Below are 16971 nucleotides of genomic sequence, written 5' to 3'. Positions count from 1 at the left end.
TTTCTTCTGCGATCGGCCCAGCAGACGAGTGACGTTACGAATGTTCCAAATGTGGACACAAATGGCTTCGTGAAATTGGCTCTCAGAGTTACGGTTGGATCAAGTTAAAGTAAAGCGCATGCCTAACACTTAGAAGGCCCCTGGTTGTCAACAGATAAAAGTATCCGGGAGCGATGAACTCATCACTCTGCGGCCGGTTGAGTCCGACCAATTGCCCGATGAGATATGCCCTGACTTGGATTCCATTCATGGGCTCGCCCGTCCCCTCAATCATACGATCAGGAATTTCTGTAGACTGAATCCCTGTCGGTTCTTGAGCATGAAATAGACAACTCGATCCTAATGTTGTGGTGCAGCAGTATCTCTCCCTCCTGATTCAGGATGCAGAGATACATTTTGTTGGTGTGCAGGTCGATTCCGCAGTAGTGCTTGTGCTGTTTGGTGTACAATCGCCTGAAAAGGCCTTCGTGCAAAGGGTTTGCTGATACCCCTATTATAGCGGAATGGTCCGCTGGGTGCTCAGGGGCCTTCTCTAGCAGGCTGTTGAAAAACTCATAAATAACGGGACATACAAAAAGATACCGTGTATTATCCAACCATTTGGAATAACTGACAAACAGGTGGAAATATGCGCGGACCTGATATTCAGCAACAGAAATTGTTCAGCTATCTCTCCCCCGAATCCCGAGTTCCCCAAACGCATCCCCTGCGCCCTATCCGAATCATGGCTGATAAAGCGCTGAAGGAACTCTCTCCCGTGTTTCGGGAACTCTACTCACGAACAGGACGACCATCGATTCCGCCCGAGCAACTGCTTCGCTCCCTGCTGCTGCAAATCCTTTATTCGATCCGGAGCGAGCGGATGTTGGTGGAACAGCTTGATTACAATCTTCTTTTTCGCTGGTTTGTCGGCCTGTCCATGGATGAAGCAATTTGGGATCACTCCGTCTATTCCAAAAACAGGGAGCGCATTCTGCACAGTGATCTTGCGGTGATGTTCTTGCGATCCATCTGTTCCCAAGCCGAGGCAGCCGGACTCTTGTCTGACGACCATTTCACCGTTGACGGCACACTGATCGAAACGTGGGCATCGCTGAAGAGCTTTCGGCCCAAAGATGAGGAGCCTCCGGTCTCTACCGGCGGCAACCGCAATCCGGCAGTGGATTTCCACGGGAAAAAGCGTCGCAATGACACGCACGCATCGGTCACCGATCCAGAATCCCGGCTGTTCAGAAAAGGAAAAGGCAAGGAGGCCAGGCTCTGCTTCATGGGGCATGTGCTGATGGAAAATCGGAACGGTTTGGTCGTCGATACCCGCCTGACCCAGGCAACCGGGACGGCGGAGCGCGAGGCCGCCCTTTCCATGGCTTCGGATATTCCGGGCACACATCGAGTCACCATCGGCGCGGACAAAGGGTATGACTGCAAGGAGTTCGTCGATGACCTGCGCAGCCTGACCGTTACTCCACATGTAGCACAGAAAGTCAAAGGCTCCGCCATCGATGGCCGGACCACCCGTCATGCAGGTTATGCCGTGAGTCGGAAGAAACGCAAACGGGTGGAAGAGATATTTGGCTGGATGAAGACCGTCGCCTGGTTGCGCAAAGCCAGGTACAAGGGTGAGGAAAAGATTGACTGGCTCTTCACGCTCTCAGCGGCAGCCTACAACATGGTCCGAATGCGTAATCTGGGGGTAGTTGCCTCCGGGTAGGAGGGGAAATCCTCATCAGAGCGGCTTGAAGCGCCTCAGAAAACAAAAAATGGCAACACACCATGACGAAAAACGGTCAAGTGCTCACTGTCAAAGAGCTATCGAAGGGCAAATAAACAACCCTTGTCTCATGTTTTCCTGTTTTTCAACAGCCTGCTAGCATCAGGACACTCGTCATTCCACGTGCAGTTACGGAGTCCATGTTTGGCGCATTAAGGATGCTGGATTCTGCGACTCCGGCCGCTGCGCGTCCTTCGCGCAGAATGACTGTTGTAGGTGACGGAGGTGATGTATGAGCCAAATTGATGTCATTCCGCGCGACAGTCGCGGAATCCAGTTGAATGTAGAAACAGCATATGGAAGATAAACACGCCTCCACCTCTAGCAAGCAAACAAAATAGAACGCTTTACACCGGGGTGACCAGCAACCTGAAACGCTGTATGTATGCACATAAAAACAAGGCGCACACTGAAAGCTTCAGCACAAAATATGCTGTTCATCTGCTGATTTGGTACAAATCTGGAGAAGATATCCATACGGTCATTGAATTGAAGAAAAAAATCAAAACCAGAAGTAGAGCCTGGAAAATTGCTTTGATTGAGAAAAACAATCCGGATTGGAAAGATCTGAGTCTGGATTGTATGGATTCTGCGACTACGGTCGCTGTGCGTCCTTCGCGCAGAATGACGGTTGCTGGTGACGGAGGGAATGTATGAGCCAAATTGATGTCATTCCGCGCGACTATCGCGCGAAATGACGATGGTGCCACAGTATGCCCCTGGTGTCTCGTGCGGTTAGTCCAGCCATACAATAATTTCAAAGGTTTCAGGCGTAGCCTTCCTTTTTCTGACCTCGCAATTCTGGCATATAACTTCAGAAGTTCCTTGGAAGTCAGTGACCACCGGCAAAGCCGGTGGTCACTGACTCAGGTATTATCCGGCACAGCACTCTGCGGGTAGTCGCCGATGGTTGACATAATCGAGTTCAATACCAAACGGCTTCGATTGCGACAATGGAAGGGCACGGACTACAAGCCTTTTGCTGCTCTCAACGCCGACCAGAGGGTCATGGAGTTCTTCCCTTCAACCCTGACACGCATTGAAAGCGACTTGACAGCAGATCGTTGTGCAGAGTTTATTCATGAGAAAGGTTGGGGACCCTGGGCAGTAGAGGTTCAATCCAATGGCCGGTTCATTGGCTTTGCTGGTCTTCACACACCATCTTTGGAGCTTCCGTTCTCGCCTTGTGTAGAGATACTCTGGCGTTTGGCGTTCGAGCATTGGGGGAAAGGGTTTGCCACTGAGGCGGCAAAAGCGGTTGTTGAGGTTGGTTTTCAATCACTGGAACTTGCGGAAATCGTCTCTTTCACTGCGGTCGGCAACCTTCGCTCACGCGCTGTCATGGAGCGATTGGGCATGCAAGCGTCCGGTACGTTCGAACATCCTGCAATCCCAGAGGGGCACCCTCTCCGACTGCATTGTTTGTATCGTATCCGGCGCCACTGAGGTGTTGCTTAACCCTAACCATTCATCCCAGTCAATGCTGCTTTGCAGCAGGCTTAACTCAGGCGTTAAGTGCCATGAAACAACGTACTATCTGGCCATTAATACTGCTGGCCATCAGCATGCTTGCTCCGGCCGCACCTGCACAGGAACGCACGCCGGGTTCGAATATTGCGAAGGCGACCTGGAGTGATTACCGCGACATGTACCCGCAGAGCCCGCTCTGCGCCGAAGAAGAGATCACGCTCTGGACGTGCGAATCTCCTCAGCAGGTGTTTTCACTTTGTTCATCGCGTGTGATGACTCGTACATCCGGCTATATGCAGTACCGGGCATCACGCAACGGTAAACGTACGTTGACTTACCCGGCAGAAAAAAAACCACCATTCGGCTTGTTTAAGTATACCCCATCTGCAAACGGCGATGCATGGCTCGAGTTTACGAACAATGAGTATCAGTACAGCCTTCTTGACCCTCTTCGGGGAGAATCGTCCATACTTGTTGCAGGCCCCGGTCTATCCGGGGACACCATGAAAATAAAATGTGGTGGTAACCAAACGCTGCAACTCAACTACACCATGCGGCTCATGTACGATTCCGGTGTCTGGCAGATTTCCGGGCATGACGACTGACCATTCATTCCAGCCGACGCTGCTCTGCAGTGCGGTTTAGTGCAGACATCAGGCAGATGGTTCATACTGTATGAAAAATGAAAAAGAGAAGATGCTCGCAGGCGAGCTTTACGATCCACTCGACCCGCAACTGTGCCAGGAGCGCAACCGTTGCCGTGACCTCTGCCTGCAGCTCAATGCTACCTGCGAGGATCAGAAGAAGGAGAGGCAGCGCCTGCTTGCCGAGCTCTTTGGAAAAAAGACGGATGCCTGGGTTCAGCCGCCCTTTTTCTGCGACTACGGCACGAATATCGTCCTGGGCACCAAGGTGTTCTTCAACTTCAACTGCGTGGTGCTTGACGTTGCGCCGGTGATCATCGGCAGCAACGTGCTCTTGGGCCCTGCAGTGCAGATCTACACGGCAACCCATCCGCTCAGTGCTGTTGAGCGCCGCAAGGGTCTCGAATCGGCAAAGCCGATCACCATTGGTTCTGATGTGTGGGTGGGAGGCGGTGCGATCATCTGCCCCGGAGTGACCATCGGCGATCGATCAATCATTGGCGCCGGAAGTGTTGTTACCCGCGATATTCCTTCCGACGTCATCGCGGCAGGAAATCCAGCCCGCGTCATCCGCACGCTGCGTGACACCTGACTCATTCTTCCCGTCTTTACAATCAAAACGTTTGTCGTCATCAGACTCAGGGCCAAATCCCAGGAGTTCCCACTCCTCAACTCCGACAGAAGAAAGATCGTACGCCGCAACAACCAGTCCCCCAGAAATGATACCATCCTGCTCGCCAATCAACCAAAGATGCGGCAAACATGTTCTCCCCTCTTCTCCAGGGTCTCTGGTCTTTACTGATCGATCAGGGCACCACATCTGCTTCAATAGAGTGATAAACTGCTGAGGAGTAACACTGCCGCAAAATCATTGCCTGACAGACACCTGCTTTTTTCTCGCCCATCCCAAACCAATGATCACCGCTGCTGCCGCCATTATCTGTAAAGACACTCAACAGTAAGACAAGCAACCCAAAAACTGAAGATTCAACCCCTGGGGCTGCTGTACATTGACCAGAACCCATCAGCCGGATAGCTGCCTGGTAGCGAGTAGAATCAGCTGTCCGCTCTTTCAGAAAGTGCTGTTTTTTGCGGCATGATTATCTCTTTTTTTGTGCTGTTCGTTATATCCTTGCACCACACGTTATATTTTATTAACTATAGTCTCTATTAAACATAACGATTGCCATATATAATTGTATTTACTTAATAATTGATAATAAAATCATTGGATATTTTCTCAAGATATACTCCAGAGCTCTTGCATGCAGTTAGGAAATCCACAGCACCCGATATATTCTCAACTTTTGCACTCTGCTCAGGAGATTCTTGCTGATGAAACTGTTCAGGAATGCGCTATCGGTAAGAAATGCGTGGCCGTGGCTACTGAACGTGGTGTTGGTCTGGCCTTTACCACTGATTCAGCCTGGAAAATGATCAGACAAACGAATATCCGGGCTCTGGAAAAAAGGCTGCAATCCTGTCCGCTACGTCTTCTGCTTCCCCATTACTTACAAGACGATCCATTGCACTGCGCTTTGGCTCTGGCGGCCATAAACAGCCTCCTGTTGTCTGTTTCTGGAGATCCCTGCCAGGAAAAATGGATAGATAGTCTTAAAAAAGGGCAAAAGTTGGCTCTGATAGGCCATTTTAGACCGCTTTTGGAAGAGCTGCACAATCGCGGCTTTGAGCCGATTATCTTTGAACTCCTCCCCTTGCGCGGCACTTTCCCGCCGGAGCGTGCCGTGGATCTGCTACCTCTTTGCGATGCGGTGCTGATTACCGGCTCCACCTTTGCCAATAAAACCATCCACAACTACCTGCCCCATATTCACCCTGAGGCGGATGTATGGATTTCCGGTCCCAGCACGCCTCTGGCCGATTTTCTGCTTGACCGTTTTTCGCTGGGCAGCAGAGTGGTTTGCAATCGGCAGGTTGTGCTTGAGGCTGTACGCACCGGGGCGGGGATGCGCAACCTGAAGCAGGTCATGTGCAAGGTGGTCCGTAAAAGAAATCAGACAGTATCATAACAGAACACTTTCCCCTCACCTCTCAACACCATCTAGCAGGCTGTTGAAAAACTCATAAACAACGGGACATGTAAAACAATACCGTGTATTATCCAACCATTTGGAATAACTGACAAACAGGTGGAAATATGCGCGGACCTGATATTCAGCAACAGAAATTGTTCAGCTATCTCTCCCCCGAATCCCGAGTTCCCCAAACGCATCCCCTGCGCCCTATCCGAATCATGGCTGATAAAGCGCTGAAGGAACTCTCTCCCGTGTTTCGGGAACTCTACTCACGAACAGGACGACCATCGATTCCGCCCGAGCAACTGCTTCGCTCCCTGCTGCTGCAAATCCTTTATTCGATCCGGAGCGAGCGGATGTTGGTGGAACAGCTTGATTACAATCTTCTTTTTCGCTGGTTTGTCGGCCTGTCCATGGATGAAGCAATTTGGGATCACTCCGTCTATTCCAAAAACAGGGAGCGCATTCTGCACAGTGATCTTGCGGTGATGTTCTTGCGATCCATCTGTTCCCAAGCCGAGGCAGCCGGACTCTTGTCTGACGACCATTTCACCGTTGACGGCACACTGATCGAAACGTGGGCATCGCTGAAGAGCTTTCGGCCCAAAGATGAGGAGCCTCCGGTCTCTACCGGCGGCAACCGCAATCCGGCAGTGGATTTCCACGGGAAAAAGCGTCGCAATGACACGCACGCATCGGTCACCGATCCAGAATCCCGGCTGTTCAGAAAAGGAAAAGGCAAGGAGGCCAGGCTCTGCTTCATGGGGCATGTGCTGATGGAAAATCGGAACGGTTTGGTCGTCGATACCCGCCTGACCCAGGCAACCGGGACGGCGGAGCGCGAGGCCGCCCTTTCCATGGCTTCGGATATTCCGGGCACACATCGAGTCACCATCGGCGCGGACAAAGGGTATGACTGCAAGGAGTTCGTCGATGACCTGCGCAGCCTGACCGTTACTCCACATGTAGCACAGAAAGTCAAAGGCTCCGCCATCGATGGCCGGACCACCCGTCATGCAGGTTATGCCGTGAGTCGGAAGAAACGCAAACGGGTGGAAGAGATATTTGGCTGGATGAAGACCGTCGCCTGGTTGCGCAAAGCCAGGTACAAGGGTGAGGAAAAGATTGACTGGCTCTTCACGCTCTCAGCGGCAGCCTACAACATGGTCCGAATGCGTAATCTGGGGGTAGTTGCCTCCGGGTAGGAGGGGAAATCCTCATCAGAGCGGCTTGAAGCGCCTCAGAAAACAAAAAATGGCAACACACCATGACGAAAAACGGTCAAGTGCTCACTGTCAAAGAGCTATCGAAGGGCAAATAAACAACCCTTGTCTCATGTTTTCCTGTTTTTCAACAGCCTGCTAGAGACACAGTACGCTGCAACGTCATCTTGTTTGTGGTTCGGTCCTGGCGATTATTTCCCCCGCGATCCTGTGTGCCCAGGTTCTTGCCCAGGAAGGTGATCTTGCATCTTCTTCAGCGTATGAGCTTCCTGCCATGGAAGTAACAGCGGAGATGGATACCACCCGGCGCATTGTGCAGGAAGACATCCAGCACATCAATGCCGCAAGCCTCTGGGAAGCCATGTCCCTGCCCCCTGGTCTCTCCGGGCATCCTTGGCGTCCTGGCCGGTGCCTCCTTTGGGGCGGGCCTTGGAATTGTGCTGCTCTCCTCCTGGCTGGCCACGCAAATCCTGGCCTTTCTCTTTGCCTGCCTGGCAGTGGGACTCTCCTGCTTCCTGGCCTCTTTTATACGCCAGTCTTCCCTGCTGGTCCTTATTCTGGGCGGCATGGTCAGCACCTCGTTTTTCACCGCCCTGACTTCCCTGCTCAAATTTCCGGCTGACCCCAACCGTCAGTTACCGGAACTTGTCTACTGGCTGATGGGCACTTTTTCCCGGGTTGAAACATCTTCTCTTTATCTGATCAGTCTGCCCATGCCGGCCGGCATCTTTTTTATCTGCCTGCACGGCAAGCTGATCAATCCCTTGAGCATGGGGGATGAGGAGGCCGCATCATTAGGGGTGGATGTGCGCGCTGTGCGCCTGCGTCTGATCATAGTGGCTACCCTGATCAGCGCACTTAGTGTGGTGCTGGTGGGACGCACCGCTTTCAGTCCCTGGTACCAGGTCAGGGAAGAAGACCGGCTTATTGCCGAGCAGGCCATGGAAAAAATGCGGATCCAGGAGCATGCCCAAAGGCCCTATTCCCAGCTCAGCGGCGGACAGCAGCAGCTGGTGCTTCTTGCTCGAGCCCTGGTGCAAGGCGCGCGCTTCTTCATCATGGATGAGCCGGTCAACAGCCTGGATTATGGCCGGCAGTTTCATCTTCTGCAAACCATTCGCGAACTTGCCGATGAGGGGCGTTCCTTCCTGCTGACGACCCATCATCCAGAGCATGCCCTGTTTCTGGAAGGTCGCACCCTGCTGATGGATAAGGGAAAAGTACTGAAAGACGGGTTTACAAAAGATATAATCAACCAGACCAGTATCGAAAACCTCTATGATCTGCCTGCGGAACTCATGCAGAAACTGGCCCGGCTGCGGCAGCAGACCGGGCTGTAAGAGTAGAAGACAGTTTGTTTTTTGTCATCCTGCGCAAAGTCGCAGGATCCAGATCCTGCTCAATGGATTCCGCGACTATCGCGCGGAATGACATCAATCGGGCTCAGACATCACCCTGTCATCCTGCAACAGTCATTCTGCGCGAAGGACGCACAGCAGCCGTAGTCGCAGAATCCAGCATCCTTAATACACCAGACATGGACTCCAACGACTCCACGCGGCATGACATCAATCGGGCTCAGACATCACCCTATCACCCTGCAATAGTCATTCTGCGCAAAGGACGCGCAGCGGTCGTAGTCGCAGAATCCAGCATCCTTGATGTACCAGACATGGACTCCACGACTGCATGCGGAATGACCGGACTTAGCCGAGCAGGATGGCGCAGATAAAATCTACGTTCTGTCATGGTTTGCTCTCTTCAATCTTCGCCACAATGGCTTCAATATCCTTGTGAAGCTTACGAATGAACTAACCATGTTGGAGATGGTCTTGAACACCGATCTCCAGCATTTCCTCCTTTCGCGGCATCAATGAACACGTGTCGCTTCCACCAAATGCGTGGCTGTCCTGAACTCGAACTCACCTATTGTGTCATCTTAGCCCGACCACACTACAATATGCTGTGTTCACAGTTTTTTTTGACGTTCAAGCCCGTTCTCGCTATACTATCGTCGCAAAAAAACAACTTTTTATCACCCAGGAGGTAAGCCATGAGTCATGAAATCAAGTGGGAAAATGATCTGCAGACCGGATTGCAGCAGGCTGCGGCCGAGAAAAAATATGTGCTGCTGGATTTTTTCAACCCCGGATGAATAGGCTGTCAGCAAATGGGTGCAGTTACGTACCCTAACGCCGCAGTCAGCGATTATACCACCCAAAACTTCATTCCCGTACAACTACCTTTTAACGCCAAACCAGAAGCCGTTGACTTCAATATTACCTGGACGCCTACCATAGTAATATTGGACGAGACCGGCAAAGAGCACCATCGCGGTGTAGGCTTTCTGCCGCCTGAAGAGTTTATCCCCTTTCTGATAGTGGGTCAGGCCAAGACCGCTTTTGACCTGCAGAACTTTGAATCTGCTATCACTCTGCTGGAGAAAGTGATCAAGGATCATCCTCAGAGTTCAGCCGCGCCTGAGGCTGCCTTTCATCTGGGAGTCAGCAGATATAAGGCCACGAACAATCCTGCTCCTCTCAAAGAAGCCTATCAATTCCTCAAAGACAATTATCCGGACAGTGAGTGGCTCAAACGAGCCCAGCCATATGCACTGCTGTAGAAAAGCAGAATAAAACAGGTTACCTGAGGGGGTTGAATGCCCCCTCTTTTTTTGTGCTCAACTCAGGGGCGGGTAAAAATTATCAGGCCGTTCAAGGTTTCATGCTCTCATTAATTGCGGAGAATATCAGCAAAATTTTTGCCATGGAAAATTTGGCCCAATACATCACCCGCGCCTCCTTTTCCCAAAAGCGGATGACGTATATTTCCGAGGAATCGTTAGACGATCCCCCCAGCTAAGTTCCTCATGCAAAACTCAACAAAAGAAAACTCTACTTTCAACTGTCTACTTGACGGGGAAGCTTACGTTATCCCCATTTTCATACCAATGATCACCGTTGTTGCTGCCATTATCCGTCAAGATAACACAATCCTGCTGACCCGCCGTAAACAGGGTCAGTGGCTGGCAGGGTACTGGGAGTTTCCAGGTAGTAAGCTTGAAGACGTCGAGACCCTGCAGGCCTGTTTAGAACGCGAAATCCACGAAGAGCTTAGGCTGACCGTGCAGGCAGGTGATGTGGTGAGTACAAATATCCACACCTATGACCATGCCACCATTCGTCTTGTCGCCCTGGAAACCACCATCAAAGAAGGATCACCCGTCCTTACGGTGCATGATGATATGGCATGGGTGCCGGTGAGCCGGCTTCTCAACTATCAGCTTGCACCTGCTGATATACCGGTTGCACAGATGCTGGCCGACCGCTGACAACACCACAAGCCTCATCCATTGTTTCCACTGGCCGGTTTTGAGCCGTCACCGGCAACACAAAAAGAGGTACAACTCACAAGTATTTGCCGGTTTTCTTTGTCAGGACACTTGTTCAAGGTTCTGCTTCTGCTTAATTTTTCAGCATGAACTCCCGCACCTGCCCCACCTTTCTCAAACAGGAGGAACACCATGCACATCAACGAAGCTCTCCTGCACAACCTGATGGAACAGGCCAAAGATCATGATTTCTCAATGCTGTGCGCCGGTCTTACTGTTCTTACAAAGGATGCCGCTGAATACCTTGCCGCCACAGGCAAAAGCGGCAGGGATGTCCGCCTTTTTCAAGATCTCTACAGCAAAGGGCTCAGTACTGAACGGCACTACTGGGAAGAGTTCGGCTCCGAGGTCTTCAAACCTTTGCAGATCGCAGGCCTGCCCAGCGGGTTTACTGCGGCTGCTGAGGCCGGGCATGTTGACCTCTCACCCATCAGTGACCCGGCAATACTGCACGAATGGACACGATTTCCGGGCCGCGATCTCCTCAAAAGATTCTCAGCAAAATTTCGTGAGACCATCTGTGGAAAGGACGGACCATACGAAAAATTCCAGAACGGGCTCATCGGTCAGGCAGACCTGCCGCTGGCAATTGCCGCAACAATACTTACAAACGGTCTTTCTGCGGCAACATTCTGGTATCCGATTGCAATATACATTGCTCTGCTCCTTTCAAAGACAGCCTTAAAGACCTACTGTGAAACCGGTGATATCGATGGCGCTGATATCTGATAGCGCGCATTGTTGCCTGGCAGTATCAACGATCGTTTTGTAAAGTAACTGATCGTCTGCCCGCAGCACCTGGTCTTCAGCTGCACAGCTTTTCAATATGGTGACAACATCAGACAAGCCCGGAGCACCGAGAAGCCCGGGCTGAGCAAAACGAAAAAGAGGATACTTTCATGAATAAATGCAAGATCACCGTCCTGAAGAAAACATTTGATAAGGAGCTGGCTGCTGAATACGGTGCCAAAGGACTGACACCGTGCCCGATGCTCTCGGAAGGACAGGTTTTTTATGCTGACTATGCCTGCCCCGACGGATTTTGCAATGAGGCATGGAAGGCCATTTACCAGTATGTTTTTGCGCTTGCCCACGGGGCCGGCGCTGATGGCGGTCTTTTTTACTTTGGTGACTGGATCCGAAAGCCCGGAGTAGCGATCTGCAGCTGTAACGACGGGCTACGACCGGTGATTTTCAAGATTGAACGAACCGATCAGCGATCAGCCATTGATTACACCCCTAAGAACTAACCCCAGGCGCTTCCGGCAGATGGAGCAGCTTTGCAAGCGACCTGCCTGCATTCTGCTCGACTTCTGTCAGATTGTACTGCAGCATAACACCGGAAGCTGCCAGCCATGATGAAGCGTAACAATCTACCCATGCTGTTGAGAATACCGCCGGAGAACTTCTTTCAAACCTCATGCAAACAACCATGAACACGCTGGACAGTAAAAAATTTGCCTGTGTGCTGCGTGCCTGGCAGGCACACGAGAAAGAGCTGCTTGCCTTTTTACTTGCCCGCACCGACACTCCCCACACCGCTGAAGACCTTCTTCAGGAGGTTTTTTTAAAGTCCATGCGCCAAGGCCAAAACTTCTGTACGCTACAAAACCCTCGCGCCTGGCTGTTCAAGGTGGCCCGTAATGCCCTTATCGACTCGGCTCGGCTGGCCAAACCACTTGCCGAGCTGCCCGAACATCTGGAGCAGGAACCGGCTGATGAGCGCGACCCGGTGGACGAGCTTGATGCCTGTATTGCCCGTAACCTGCCCGAACTGCCTGCTCAAGATCGACACATTATCGAGGCCTGCGATCTGCACAATCAAACCGTGCGTTCCTACGCACAAACCAATGGCCTGACTGTGGCTGCTGCTAAATCTCGCCTGCTTCGTGCCAGAAAACGCCTGCGCGACCGTCTTATCTGCAACTGTCAGGTGCGCTTTGATGAAGCAGGCCACGTGTGTTGTCACGTTTCGCGTCCCCCTGCCTGAATCCTTTTTACACCTTGTTCGTCCTCTTGGTAGGAGAACCAAGTTACAGAACGTGTAAAGAGGAAAGACATGCCATCATCCAACAATAAAACATCCACTGACTGCTGTTCAGGAATCAGCAACGCCAATATCGGCTGCTGCACACAACCCATCCACCCTGTGCCGGACACTGCCACACCTGCTGCCCGGTGGAATATGTACTATTGCTCAGCTCTTACGCTGTTGGCCGTACTCTGGGGGCTGGCCTACACCCATATTGCACCGCTTTCAAACCACCTTATTTTTGACGTGTTCGGGTTTGCTCAAAACTCACCAACCGGGCTTTCACTGGAATTTTTTATATATGACACAGTGAAGATCCTCCTGTTGCTGGCAGCACTCATCTACGTGATTGCCTGGCTGCGGACAGCAATGCGGGTTGAAAAAGTGCGGGAGTACCTCAGCGGCAAGCGCAGTGTGGTGGGCTACTTTCTCGGTGCGCTATTGGGTGCGGTGACCCCGTTTTGTTCCTGCTCAAGCATTCCACTTTTTTTAGGCTTTATAACAGCGCGTATCCCCATTGGGGTCAGCATGTCCTTTCTCATCACCTCGCCCATCATCAACGAGATTGCCGTGGTTGTATTGTGGGGACTGCTTGGCTGGAAGTTTACCCTCAGTTATCTGGTTGCAGGTATGTTGGCGGGTATTATCGGCGGTTTTGTGATGGACGGCTTCAGGGCAGGCCGCTGGTTGCAGCCTTTTGTTCTTGCACGCATGGAGAGCGGGCCTGCACCGCAGTTGATCAACTATATCGGCAAGCTCCAAAAACCCACCATCCGTCAGCGGCACGACTTTGCCTACAACGAGATGGCATCTATTTTTAAACGGGTCTGGAAATGGGTTGTTATCGGTGTTGGCCTTGGCGCTGCCCTGCACGGCTTTGTACCGGACAACTGGTTTGCACACAACCTGGGAACTGGTCAATGGTGGACTGTACCGGCCTCTGTACTTGTTGCCATTCCGCTCTATTCCAATGTGACCGGAATTGTACCGATTATGGAAAGCCTGCTGACCAAAGGGTTACCCATAGGCACAACACTGGCATTCTGCATGAGCGCGGTGGCGGCCAGTCTGCCGGAGATAATCATGCTGCGTCAAATCATGCAGATAAAGTTGCAGGCACTGTTTATCGGTTATCTGTGGGTGATGTTTACCCTCGTTGGCTGGCTGTTCAACAGGATTGGTCACTCTCTTTTCTGAACAGATAAACACACAGACAAAGGTATATCTGCACTGCCCTTCATATAGTACTTGAGTAATTTTCTGGTGTATGCGTGTGTCCAAAACCTGGCGCTCTGCATCAGAGAACCTGGAAAGATGGTCAACGCATCTTTAAAAGATGAGCAGTCTTTGTTGTTGTCTTTTTATCGTCGGCGTGCGCTGCGTTTTTTTGCCGGACGGCCGGCACGATGGCCGGCATTCTTTTTGTAGTTTCTGGATCTCTGGGCAGCAGGCTTGAAGTCAGTCACAAACAGGCGGTCTTCCGCCCAGACAGTGGGAATGGGATGGCCGATATAGGCTTCAATCGCCTCAAGCGACAGTACCCCTTTTTCATCTGCCAATGAGATTGCCGTGCCGGTGGCGCCGACCCTGGCGGTGCGGCCTATACGGTGAACATAGTCTTCACAGTCTTCGGGCAGGTCGTAGTTGATTACATGGGAAACATCATCAATGTGCAGTCCTCTGGAGGCAACATCTGTGGCAATCAGTATGGAAAGCCTGCCGTCTTTGAACTGACGCATGATGCGCAGCCGTTTTTCCTGGGCAACATCACCGGACAGAAACCGGCTGGGGTAGTTGTTTGCGATCATCAGGGCCTGCAAACGCTCACCTTCACGTTTGGTATTCACAAAAATCATAACGCGTGTCATGTCGTCCGTGCGCAGCAGTCCCAGCAGCAAGGGAAACTTTTCCTTGCTGGACACGTGATACAGCACCTCCTCAATATTGTCGGCAGTGAGATGTTTATCACTGACCGTCACCTTGACCGGCTCGTTCATGAACTCGTAGGCCAGCTCCATGACCCGCCGGTTCAATGTTGCGGAAAACAACAGGTTCTGTCGCTGATCAAAGGGTGGCAACTGCCGCAGGATGTAGCGCAGATCAGCAATAAAACCAAGATCAAACATGCGGTCAGCCTCATCGATCACCAGTACTTCAATCGTCTTGAGATCACATACCTTCTGCTTGAGGTAATCGATTAAACGTCCCGGAGTTCCGACAATAACATCCACACCGGCCCGCAAGGTCTCACGCTGTTTGTTGTAGTCAACCCCACCGTACACAGCCTGCATGGAAAAGCCGCATGCTTCGCCGAGCAGGGTGGCATCCTGCTCGATCTGAACGGCAAGCTCCCTGGTTGGTGCCAGAATAAGGGCCCGTGGTTGTGCAGCGGCTTCGGGCCTGGCGAGGAGCCGATTAAACAGGGCGATGAGAAAAGCTGCGGTCTTGCCGGTGCCGGTTTGACCACGACCGGCAACATCCCTGCCGGCCAGAGTGAGCGGCAGCGACTGTTCCTGAATCGGGGTACACTGCACATAACCGGCCCTGTCAATCCCCTGCAGCAGACAGTCCGGAAGGTTGAGTTCGTCAAATCGCATGTCTTTTCCCTGGCAGCCAAGCTGCCTTACCCGGATGACACATGAGGCATATCCCGCAACATCTGCGATAAGACAATGGCCATCAGTCAACCTGGAAGTTAAGAGTGACCACCTGCCTGCTCGGAAAAAACTGACGGTAGATGGTGTTGGACTTATCAAGCATAATTTTAGCCGCCCTCACCGAATCGGTATCCTTATACTTGTCGGACAGGTAGATAATTTCACGGATACCGGCCTGGATAATGACCTTGGTGCACTCATTACATGGAAAGAGCGCCACATACAGCCGACAGTCGCGCAGATCAAAGGAGATTGAGTTGAGTACCGCGTTCAGCTCCGCATGACACACGTAGGGATACTTTGTATCCAGGTAGGCGCCTTCGCGCGCCCACGGCAACTCGTCATCTGAACAGCGCCACGGAAAACCGTTGTATCCGACGCCCACAATCTTATTCTGACTGTTGGCCACACAGGCGCCGACCTGGGTGTTCGGATCCTTGGAACGATGGCCGGATAAAAGAGCAACCGCCATGAAGTACTCGTCCCAGGACAGATAATCGGTACGTTTACCGGTCATGGTTTTCTGCCGCCTGCTTCTGTCTGGCCTTGAACTGCCGACGCAACTCCCGCCAATCCGGGGCTGTACCGGTTGCCTTTTCGATAAACTTTCTGATCTCCTGAAAGTACAGCGGCCCGGCAACAGCGATAATGGAGTTATGATCTGCCCGGGGAACAACCTGCAGCTCCTTCTGTTTGGCATCACACTGGGCGTGCAGAGTTTCGGCCTGCCAGAGCTGGATAAGCTGATCGTACTGGCCGTGAAGAATATAGGTCGGCTTTGTAAAGGTGGCAATTTTTGCACTGTTGTTAAAGGTCTGCTCTTCACTGATGCCCAGCTGCGCCAGATCAACACCAAGCACCACGGCCAGGGGCAGGGTTTTGGCAAACCCGGACTCTATAATCAGCCCGTCAACAAGTTCGCTATGGTTCACTGCAACATCAATGGCACAGGCACTGCCCAGAGAACGCCCCATGACAAACAGCGGGCCGGTGTATGCATGGTCGCTCAACCATTGCCGCAGCGACAGAAAAACAGTGTTACTGTCCGGAAGCAGGGTGCTGGTCAAAGGCATGCCGGTGCTCCACCCGTAGCCGCGATATTCGGTAACCAAAAAGTTTAACCGCTCACGCACATACATGGGGCCGATGGTATCGTAATCCGGGATGATCTCGCCGTTGCCATGAAAGAATACAATGGTGGGTGCCGTTGGGTCAGCGCTGTACAATCGACAGGCAATGGTCACATCTTCCGCCACCGATACATCGATATCAACCGCACCCTGCGGCGGCGTGTTTCTGGCAACTTGAACAGGGTGAAACAGTACATTGGTTATTTCTGGTCGATCCATAAGAGTTAACAGTAACTGTGGAGTTTGAATGGTTGATTGTTGGGCCAAAACACGCGTGTTCTCTATAAACAAAAGGGTCGATATGACCAGCAGAACCACCCCTTTGCAAAAGTGCTCGGGTATGCACAGTCGGCCGTGTACACGACGATTGGTCTTGTACAGTGATGCTGTACCGGGCAAGACAACGCTCCGATTAAAACGAACGGCTTTGCAGGCGGCTGTCAACAGCAGCCTGTCCGCCCATGGCATGTATGCAAACTAAACGCTGATCCAACAAGATATCACCCGATCCATACCCCAACTGCACCCCTTTGTCAAAAAAAGAGTGGTGCGACCGTGCCGTCATACACCACCTACACTACAGACGACCGCACCCGGTGTGTGGAAAAAACATTCCA

The 16971-nt window shown here is 52.0% G+C and carries 19 protein-coding genes; 16 read left to right on the top strand and 3 right to left on the bottom strand.

Annotated elements, in window-relative coordinates; translation table 11 throughout:
• Nucleotides 1-628 precede the first annotated feature (628 nt).
• The 16 genes from HP555_RS09905 to HP555_RS09835 all read left to right on the top strand — a co-directional run bounded on the left by HP555_RS09905 (nt 629) and on the right by HP555_RS09835 (nt 13764).
• Nucleotides 629-1711 carry an IS5 family transposase gene (locus tag HP555_RS09905; protein WP_199261908.1) on the top strand — a complete coding sequence of 361 codons (1083 nt, stop codon included), beginning with the start codon at nt 629-631 and terminating at the stop codon, nt 1709-1711.
• 354 nt (nt 1712-2065) lie between these two features.
• Nucleotides 2066-2428, top strand: a complete 363-nt coding sequence (locus tag HP555_RS09900) for a GIY-YIG nuclease family protein (RefSeq protein WP_332908659.1) — start codon at nt 2066-2068, stop codon at nt 2426-2428.
• Nucleotides 2429-2677: 249 nt separating this feature from the next.
• Nucleotides 2678-3217 carry a GNAT family N-acetyltransferase gene (locus HP555_RS09895; RefSeq protein ID WP_199262019.1) on the top strand — a complete coding sequence of 180 codons (540 nt, stop codon included), beginning with the start codon at nt 2678-2680 and terminating at the stop codon, nt 3215-3217.
• Between the two features lie 74 nt (nt 3218-3291).
• A complete protein-coding gene (locus HP555_RS09890; protein WP_199262017.1) occupies nt 3292-3846 on the top strand; it encodes a hypothetical protein in 555 nt (184 codons plus the stop codon).
• A gap of 70 nt (nt 3847-3916) precedes the next feature.
• The gene (locus HP555_RS09885) at nt 3917-4477 is read left to right on the top strand and encodes a sugar O-acetyltransferase (protein WP_199262015.1); all 561 of its coding nucleotides are present in this window, start codon (nt 3917-3919) and stop codon (nt 4475-4477) included.
• Nucleotides 4478-5150: 673 nt separating this feature from the next.
• Nucleotides 5151-5915: a Rossmann-like domain-containing protein gene (locus HP555_RS09880; protein WP_199262013.1), complete on the top strand. Its 765-nt coding sequence runs from the start codon at nt 5151-5153 to the stop codon at nt 5913-5915.
• A 128-nt stretch (nt 5916-6043) separates the two neighbouring features.
• A complete protein-coding gene (locus HP555_RS09875) occupies nt 6044-7126 on the top strand; it encodes an IS5 family transposase (RefSeq protein WP_199261908.1) in 1083 nt (360 codons plus the stop codon).
• A 356-nt stretch (nt 7127-7482) separates the two neighbouring features.
• Entirely contained in the window at nt 7483-8484 is a 1002-nt protein-coding gene (locus HP555_RS09870; RefSeq protein WP_199262011.1) for an iron chelate uptake ABC transporter family permease subunit, read from the top strand.
• Nucleotides 8485-9197: 713 nt separating this feature from the next.
• Nucleotides 9198-9299, top strand: a complete 102-nt coding sequence (locus tag HP555_RS14135; protein ID WP_233249137.1) for a thioredoxin family protein — start codon at nt 9198-9200, stop codon at nt 9297-9299.
• A 15-nt stretch (nt 9300-9314) separates the two neighbouring features.
• Nucleotides 9315-9767, top strand: a complete 453-nt coding sequence (locus tag HP555_RS09865) for a tetratricopeptide repeat protein (protein ID WP_199262009.1) — start codon at nt 9315-9317, stop codon at nt 9765-9767.
• Nucleotides 9731-10006 carry a hypothetical protein gene (locus HP555_RS09860; RefSeq protein ID WP_199262007.1) on the top strand — a complete coding sequence of 92 codons (276 nt, stop codon included), beginning with the start codon at nt 9731-9733 and terminating at the stop codon, nt 10004-10006. Before HP555_RS09865 ends, HP555_RS09860 begins: the two co-directional genes overlap by 37 nt.
• 7 nt (nt 10007-10013) lie before the next feature.
• Nucleotides 10014-10475: a (deoxy)nucleoside triphosphate pyrophosphohydrolase gene (locus HP555_RS09855; RefSeq protein WP_199262005.1), complete on the top strand. Its 462-nt coding sequence runs from the start codon at nt 10014-10016 to the stop codon at nt 10473-10475.
• 192 nt (nt 10476-10667) lie between these two features.
• Entirely contained in the window at nt 10668-11264 is a 597-nt protein-coding gene (locus HP555_RS09850) for a hypothetical protein (RefSeq protein WP_199262003.1), read from the top strand.
• Nucleotides 11265-11434: 170 nt separating this feature from the next.
• The gene (locus tag HP555_RS09845) at nt 11435-11785 is read left to right on the top strand and encodes a TIGR04076 family protein (protein ID WP_199262001.1); all 351 of its coding nucleotides are present in this window, start codon (nt 11435-11437) and stop codon (nt 11783-11785) included.
• Between the two features lie 182 nt (nt 11786-11967).
• Entirely contained in the window at nt 11968-12525 is a 558-nt protein-coding gene (locus HP555_RS09840) for a sigma-70 family RNA polymerase sigma factor (RefSeq protein ID WP_199261999.1), read from the top strand.
• A 69-nt stretch (nt 12526-12594) separates the two neighbouring features.
• Entirely contained in the window at nt 12595-13764 is a 1170-nt protein-coding gene (locus tag HP555_RS09835; RefSeq protein WP_199261997.1) for a permease, read from the top strand.
• A gap of 164 nt (nt 13765-13928) precedes the next feature.
• On the opposite strand, the gene HP555_RS09830 is transcribed toward HP555_RS09835, so the two are convergent.
• From HP555_RS09830 to HP555_RS09820, 3 genes are all read right to left on the bottom strand, one after another.
• A complete protein-coding gene (locus HP555_RS09830; RefSeq protein WP_199261995.1) occupies nt 13929-15164 on the bottom strand; it encodes a DEAD/DEAH box helicase in 1236 nt (411 codons plus the stop codon).
• A gap of 82 nt (nt 15165-15246) precedes the next feature.
• Nucleotides 15247-15741, bottom strand: coding sequence for a deoxycytidylate deaminase (locus HP555_RS09825; RefSeq protein WP_199261993.1), 495 nt, complete (start codon nt 15739-15741; stop codon nt 15247-15249).
• The gene (locus tag HP555_RS09820; protein ID WP_233249136.1) at nt 15731-16822 is read right to left on the bottom strand and encodes an alpha/beta hydrolase; all 1092 of its coding nucleotides are present in this window, start codon (nt 16820-16822) and stop codon (nt 15731-15733) included. The genes HP555_RS09825 and HP555_RS09820 overlap by 11 nt, the downstream gene beginning before the upstream one ends.
• Nucleotides 16823-16971: the final 149 nt, after the last annotated feature.

This window comes from Desulfobulbus oligotrophicus (genome assembly GCF_016446285.1).
In the GTDB taxonomy this organism is placed as follows: Bacteria; Desulfobacterota; Desulfobulbia; order Desulfobulbales; family Desulfobulbaceae; genus Desulfobulbus; species Desulfobulbus oligotrophicus.
This window is presented reverse-complemented; position numbering and strand designations above follow the sequence as displayed.